Source organism: Streptomyces yerevanensis (genome assembly GCF_000716805.1).
In the GTDB taxonomy this organism is placed as follows: domain Bacteria; phylum Actinomycetota; class Actinomycetes; order Streptomycetales; family Streptomycetaceae; genus Streptomyces; species Streptomyces flaveus.
In genome coordinates this window covers 128,923-134,922 of record NZ_JNWJ01000020.1, presented here as the reverse complement: position 1 = coordinate 134,922, position 6,000 = coordinate 128,923, and the positions used below count along the sequence as shown (strand labels likewise).

Below are 6,000 nucleotides of genomic sequence, written 5' to 3'. Positions count from 1 at the left end.
GGACGGCAACGCGGTCGGCAGCATCTCCGGCGGCTGTGTCGAGGGCGCGGTGTACGAACTGTGCCGGCAGGTGCTGCGCGACCGCGGCGCCCCGCAGCGGGCCTGGTTCGGGTACTCCGACGACGACGCCTTCGCCGTCGGCCTGACCTGCGGCGGCGAACTCGACGTCCTCGTCCGGCGCGTCGATCCCGCCACGGACCCGCATCTCGGTGCCGCCCTGGACGACATCGTCCACGACAGGCCCACCGCCGTGGCGCAGGTCATCGACGGCCCCCACCATCTGGTGGGCCGCATGCTCTGCGTCCTCGCCGACGGCACCGCCTCCTACGGAACCCTGGACGGAGGCCCGACGGACCGCACGGTGACCGCACAGGCGGGCGCCCTGCTCCGCTCGGGACGTACCGCCCGCGTCGAACTGGGCTCAGACGCCGACACCTGCCCGGACCGGCTGTCCGTCCTGGTCCACGTGGCCGCGTCCCGCCCCCGCATGCTGATCTTCGGCGCCGTCGACTTCGCCGCCGCGCTCAGCCGGGCCGGGGCCTTCCTGGGCTACCGGGTCACCGTGTGCGACGCCCGGCCCGTCTTCGCCACGGCGGCCCGTTTCCCGTACGCGGACGAGGTCGTCGTCGACTGGCCCCACCGCTACCTGGAACGCACCGAGGTGGACGCCCGTACCGCCGTCTGCGTCCTCACCCACGACGCCAAGTTCGACATCCCCCTGCTGCGGCTGGCCCTCGATCTGCCGGTCGGCTACGTCGGGGCCATGGGATCGCGCCGCACCCACGATCAACGTCTCCGCCTCCTGCGCAAGGCGGGCATGTCGGACGAGCACATCGCCCGCCTGCGCTCCCCGATCGGCCTGGACCTCGGAGCTCACACGCCTGAGGAGACGGCCGTCTCCATCGCGGCGGAGATCATCGCCTCCGCCAACCTCGGCAGCGGCCTGCCCCTCTCCCGGGGAACAGGCCCGATCCACCGTCCGGTGCCCGCCCCCCTGCCCACCCCGGCCGATGGCCGGCCCCGCGCCCTCGCGGAGCCGTGACCGCTGTACCCGCCTGCTCGGTGGACCTCCGCAGGTACGCAAGAAGAAGGTTCGTGGTACCAAGACTCCGCCGCCCCGGCCACGGGGCCCCATCCTTGGGAGAATGGCTGACATGACTGGCAGCGCAGCCCACCATGAGCTGGGCGAATTCCTGAGAACCCGGCGCGCCGAGCTGACCCCCCGATCCGTCGGGCTGCCCGACTCGGGAGCGCCGCGCCGAGTGCCCGGTCTGCGTCGGGAGGAAGTGGCCCTGCTGGCCGCGATCAGCACGGACTACTACACCCGACTGGAGCAGGGACGCATCGACGTGTCCGAGCCCGTGCTGGCGTCCCTCGCCCGTGTGCTGAAGCTCGATGCCGACCAGCGGGAGTACGCCTTCCAGCTGGCGGGCAAGGAGACCGGCCGCCTGCGCCGGCCCGAGGTGCAGGTCGTCAACGCTCAGTTGCAGCGACTGCTCGACGACCTCGGCTCCATCCCGGCCATGGTCCTCGGGCGCCAGATGGACGTCCTGGCGTGGAACGAGATGGGCGCCGCCCTGGTCGGGGACTTCGGGCAGATACCGGAGAAGGACCGCAACTACGCGAAGATGATCTTCTCCGACCGTATGAAGGGGCTCTACGCCGACTGGGAGGGCGCGGCCCTGCTCGCTGTTGCCCAACTGCGCATGGAGGTGGCCCGCGACCCCGACTCCCCGACGCTCGTCGCGCTGGTCGAGGAGTTGTCGGAGCGGGACGCGGACTTCCGGCGGTGGTGGTCAGAGCACCACGTGGCAGCCCGACGGGTCGGCGCCAAGACGCTGAACCATCCGGTCGTCGGCGAACTCACCGTCGAATGGGACACCCTCACCTGCAGCACCGACCCCGATCAGCATCTGACCATCTGGACCGCCCCACCCGGCACGCCCACGCAGGAACGGCTGCGCCTCCTCGCGGCCTGGGTGGCTGACGGGCACTCGGTCGCCCCCGGCGCGGCGAGCTGACGACGGCGTCGCGTACGTACGGGCGACGACGGGACCTCGGCGGCGCTGCGGAACCCACGACGAAGCCCCTGCCTACGGTGCTCCAGCGCTCCAGCCAGAACGTCCAGAACGTCACTGAGCGACGTAGCCGCCGTCGACGGGAAGGGCGACGCCGACCACGAAGCTTGCCCCAGGACTGCACAGCCACAGAACCGCCGCGGCGATCTCGTCCGCATGGCCGAGCCTGCCGATCGGCTGGGCCGCCGCGGCCTCGGACCGGTCGAGTTCACCCTTCGCTTCCATGGCGGCGACCATGGGCGTGTCGATCGTGCCGGGGCAGACCGTGTTGATCCGGATGCCGCGTGGGGCGTATTCGAGGGCGGCGCTGCCGGTGAGGCCGATCACTCCGTGCTTGGAAGAGTGGTAGGAGGCCCGGCCCGGAAGGCCTACGAGGCCGCCGAGCGAGGAACAGTTGACGATGGCGCCGCTGCCCTGGGCGCGCATGTGCCGCAGCTCGTGCTTCATGCAGGCCCAGATGCCCCGCAGGTTGACGGCCGTGACCCGGTCGAAGACCTCGGCAGGCTCGTCGGCGGCGTCACTCGGCGGGATCTGTATGCCCGCGTTGTTGAACGCCATGTCCAGGCGGCCGAAGGTCTCGACCGTCTTGTCGACCATGGCGGCGACCTGGTCCTCGCTGCTCACGTCGCAGGTGATGCCCAGGGCTCGGTGACCGGCGGACGTCAGGCTGTCCGTGGCCTTGCGAAGAGCCTCCTCGTCGAGATCCGCGAGCACCACAGCCGCACCTGCCTCCGCGAAGGCCTGCGCGGTTGCCAGCCCCATTCCGGAGCCGGCACCTGTGACGAGAGCGACCTTGTCGCTGAACTCGTACGTGGGGTTCATGGTTCTCCTCTTGCCGTTGCTGCCGGGACGGCAGGAAGCGCCGGGTACGGCGGCCGTGACATCGAGACTGACCTGTCGCGGCTGACGCAAAAAGGGGAGGGTTTCTTCCTGGGGAAGAACCATCCTGGGAGGAGACTCTCCCCCCAGGGCGCGACCCCACCACGCGACGAGGAACTGCACGAGAGCGACGCGCAGAGGCGCGTGCTCCAGGAAAACCTCAAGCGTCGGAGACCCTGGGCGGGCGGGACTGGGGAGTACTGACAGGGCTTCCCACCTGCGGTGGCCTCGCCGTTAGCTTCGACGACATGACCAGAACCAGTTCTTCCGTACCCGGGCCGCCGCGTCGAGCGCGTCGGGGCTGGGTGCTCTCGCTGGCCATGACCTTCGCGTTCGGCGTGACAGCCTGCGGCAGCGATTCGGAAGGGACGGCTTCGACAGCTTCACAGAGCGCCGCGCCCGCGGGTTCCTCGTCGTCCGGCGAGTCGGCCTCCGCTGCGGACTCCTCCTCGCCGAACCCGAACCCGGACCAGTCGTCGAGCGACGGGACGCCGATCCGCGTCACCGTGGGCGGCACGGTGCTCACGGGCCGGCTCCTGGGCAACGCCACCGCTCGGGACCTGATCGAAAAGCTCCCGGTCACCGTGGAGTTCAGCGACCACCTGAACACGGAGAAGACGGGGGCGTTGCCCGAGGAGCTTTCCACAGAGGGCATGCCCGAGGGAGAGGACCCTCGCCCGGGGGACATCGGCTATTACGCTCCGGGGGGCGACCTCGTCTTCTACTACGGCGACGTGGGCTACCACGACGGCATCCTGAGGATCGGTCGGTTCGACGGAGACATGGACGCGATCGCCGACGAGGAGGACGGCTTCACCGCGAGGGTCGAGCCGGCCGACTGACCGTCAGTCGGCGGCTCAGGCCCTCACGGCCTCCGCGTCACTCGTGGAGGTCTCCCCGGTCCCGGCGGCCCATCTGCTCAGGTGAGCCAGCTTGACGGCCGTCGACGTATCCGGTCCGGCACCGTAGACGATGATCGAGAGTCCATGGTCGGCCTGCACATCGAGGGTCTCGAAGGCAAGGGTGAGGTCCCCCACGACCGGATGACGCAACTGCTTCACTCCGGTGTGGTGCGCACGTACGTCGTGGTGAGCCCATACTTCACGGAAGACCGGGCTCCTTGCCCGGAGCTCGTCGATCAGAGCGGTGAGCGCCGGGTCGAGCGGGGTGCGTCCCGCTTCGGCGCGGAGGGTCGCCGCCGTGACTCGGCAGGTGAGGTCCCAGTCGGGGTGGAACGCCTGGGCACGGTGGTCCAGGAAAACGAAGCGAGCCAGGTTCGGCGGCCGGTCGGCGCTGTCGAACGGCGTGACGTACAGAGCTCTCCCGAGCCCGTTCGCCGCGATCAGGTCCTGCCGTGCGTTCTGTGCGACAGCCGGGACGTGCAGCGCGTCAAGGACCCGTTGCACCGATGTCCGGACACGGCGAGCGGGGGCGGCCCGGCGCGGAGCGGGTGCCGTGTGGCCGCGTGCGAGATCGAACAGATGGTCTCGCTCGGCGGCCGTGAGTCGCAGAGCACGAGCGAGCGCGTCGAGCACGCTGTCCGACGCGCCCCGGATCCTTCCGCGTTCGAGACGCGTGTAGTAATCGACGCTGATGCCTGCCAGGAACGCGACCTCTTCGCGGCGCAGACCGGGAACCCGGCGTTCTCCTCCGAGATCGGTCAGTCCGACCTGTTCGGGCGTGATCCTCGCACGCCTCGTGGTGAGGAAGCCGCGAACCTCGTCCTGCCTGGTCATCGGTTTCGCCTTTCGCCGGCGGATCGGCCTGTGCTTCAGTTCATGTGTCTGCCGCGTCGCCCATGGGCCATGGGCTGCTTCCAACGGGGAGGGGACAGTGGCCGACGACGCCCAAGCTGGCATTCGCCTCTCTTCCTCATAAGGGGAGAATTCCTTCCTGGGAGCGGCTGATCCAGGGAGAAAACCCTCCCCCTCAGCCGTCCTGGGACAGCAGCACCGATCACTCACCTGTCTGCCGGCCAGCGGCCCTGCACGTGTCTGGCGCAGGCCCCGCCCTCGCCGCACGGCAGTCAGGCGAACGGCCTCCGGGCCGCGGCGGCCGTCCGCGGATGCCGCTCCCCTTCCTCCCCGTTCCTTCCTCTTCCTTCCTCCGGCGGACGCCCATACTCTGACGCCCCGTCAGAAAGCTCGCCAGAGTCAGGGAGGCCCCGGCATGTCACTGCTCGCGGACAGGACCGTGATCGTCTCGGGAGTCGGCGCCGGGCTCGGACACCAGGTCGCGGCGGCCGTCGTACGGGACGGAGGCAACGCCGTGCTCGGAGCGCGTACGGAGGCGAATCTCGCCAAGTCGGCGGCGGAGATCGACCCCGACGGCACGCACACCGCCCACCGCCCGACCGACATCACCGACGAGACCCAGTGCGAGGCGCTTGCCGCGCTCGCGGCCGAGCGGTTCGGGCGGCTCGACGCCGTCGTCCATGTCGCCGCCTGGGACAGTTACTTCGGCGGTCTCGCGGACGCGGACTTCGCCACCTGGCAGTCCGTCATCGACGTGAACCTGCTCGGCACGCTGCGGATGACCCGCGCCTGCCTGCCCGCACTGAAGGAACACGGCGGGTCCGTGGTCTTCATCGGGACTCAGTCGGCCGTCGCCGCCCCCACTCAGGTGCGACAGATGGCGTACGCGGCCTCGAAGGGCGCCCTGACGAGCGCGATGTACTCCCTGGCAAGGGAGTTGGGCCCGCATCGCATACGGGTCAACACCGTGCTGCCGGGCTGGATGTGGGGCCCGCCGGTCGAGGCGTACGTCCAGTTCTCGGCGCATACGGAGGGCGTACCGGAGGCAGAAGTACGGGAACGCCTCACGAGCCGCATGGCCCTGCCCGAGCTGGCCACCGACGGAGACGTGGCGGATGCCGCCGTGTTCCTGGCGTCCGACCGGGCTCGCGCCATCACCGGGCAGTCCTTGCTGGTGAACGCGGGTGAATTGATGCGTTAGGCCGCGCTACCGGCCTCCGCACAGCCGGTCATGGATGTGAATCTAGGTCATCAAGCAGAACTTTTTTGCTCCCTCTTGACCTGCCGAG

Annotated in this window: 6 protein-coding genes; 4 read left to right on the top strand and 2 right to left on the bottom strand. The window is 69.8% G+C overall.

What is annotated here, in order from left to right:
• Together OP79_RS21970 and OP79_RS21965 are read left to right on the top strand one after the other, a co-directional pair.
• Window positions 1-1,042 (top strand): XdhC family protein (locus OP79_RS21970; RefSeq protein ID WP_033322015.1); only part of this gene is annotated, 1,042 nt, incomplete at its 5' end.
• Between the two features lie 112 nt (window positions 1,043-1,154).
• On the top strand, window positions 1,155-2,021 hold the full coding sequence (locus OP79_RS21965) for a helix-turn-helix domain-containing protein (RefSeq protein ID WP_033322014.1): 867 nt from the start codon (window positions 1,155-1,157) through the stop codon (window positions 2,019-2,021).
• A 111-nt stretch (window positions 2,022-2,132) separates the two neighbouring features.
• On the opposite strand, the gene OP79_RS21960 is transcribed toward OP79_RS21965, so the two are convergent.
• Entirely contained in the window at window positions 2,133-2,900 is a 768-nt protein-coding gene (locus OP79_RS21960) for a glucose 1-dehydrogenase (protein ID WP_033322013.1), read from the bottom strand.
• A gap of 305 nt (window positions 2,901-3,205) precedes the next feature.
• Here OP79_RS21960 and OP79_RS51045 point away from each other — a divergent pair, with 305 nt between their 5' ends.
• Complete coding sequence (locus OP79_RS51045; protein ID WP_211270841.1) at window positions 3,206-3,799, top strand: cyclophilin-like fold protein; 594 nt, start codon at window positions 3,206-3,208, stop codon at window positions 3,797-3,799.
• 15 nt (window positions 3,800-3,814) lie between these two features.
• Here the strand turns inward: OP79_RS51045 and OP79_RS21950 are convergent, their stop codons facing one another.
• Window positions 3,815-4,693 (bottom strand): helix-turn-helix domain-containing protein, encoded by an 879-nt coding sequence (locus OP79_RS21950; RefSeq protein WP_033322011.1) that lies wholly within the window; start codon window positions 4,691-4,693, stop codon window positions 3,815-3,817.
• 433 nt (window positions 4,694-5,126) lie between these two features.
• Here OP79_RS21950 and OP79_RS21945 point away from each other — a divergent pair, with 433 nt between their 5' ends.
• Window positions 5,127-5,912: an SDR family oxidoreductase gene (locus OP79_RS21945; RefSeq protein WP_033322010.1), complete on the top strand. Its 786-nt coding sequence runs from the start codon at window positions 5,127-5,129 to the stop codon at window positions 5,910-5,912.
• Window positions 5,913-6,000 lie beyond the last annotated feature (88 nt).

Bases quoted from the DNA above. Each gene is read 5' to 3' on its own strand.
- OP79_RS51045 (WP_211270841.1), top strand. From the start codon at position 3,206: ATGACCAGAACCAGTTCTTCCGTACCCGGGCCGCCGCGTCGAGCGCGT.
- OP79_RS21945 (WP_033322010.1), top strand. From the start codon at position 5,127: ATGTCACTGCTCGCGGACAGGACCGTGATCGTCTCGGGAGTCGGCGCC.
- OP79_RS21950 (WP_033322011.1), bottom strand. From the start codon at position 4,693: ATGACCAGGCAGGACGAGGTTCGCGGCTTCCTCACCACGAGGCGTGCG.
- OP79_RS21965 (WP_033322014.1), top strand. From the start codon at position 1,155: ATGACTGGCAGCGCAGCCCACCATGAGCTGGGCGAATTCCTGAGAACC.
- OP79_RS21960 (WP_033322013.1), bottom strand. From the start codon at position 2,900: ATGAACCCCACGTACGAGTTCAGCGACAAGGTCGCTCTCGTCACAGGT.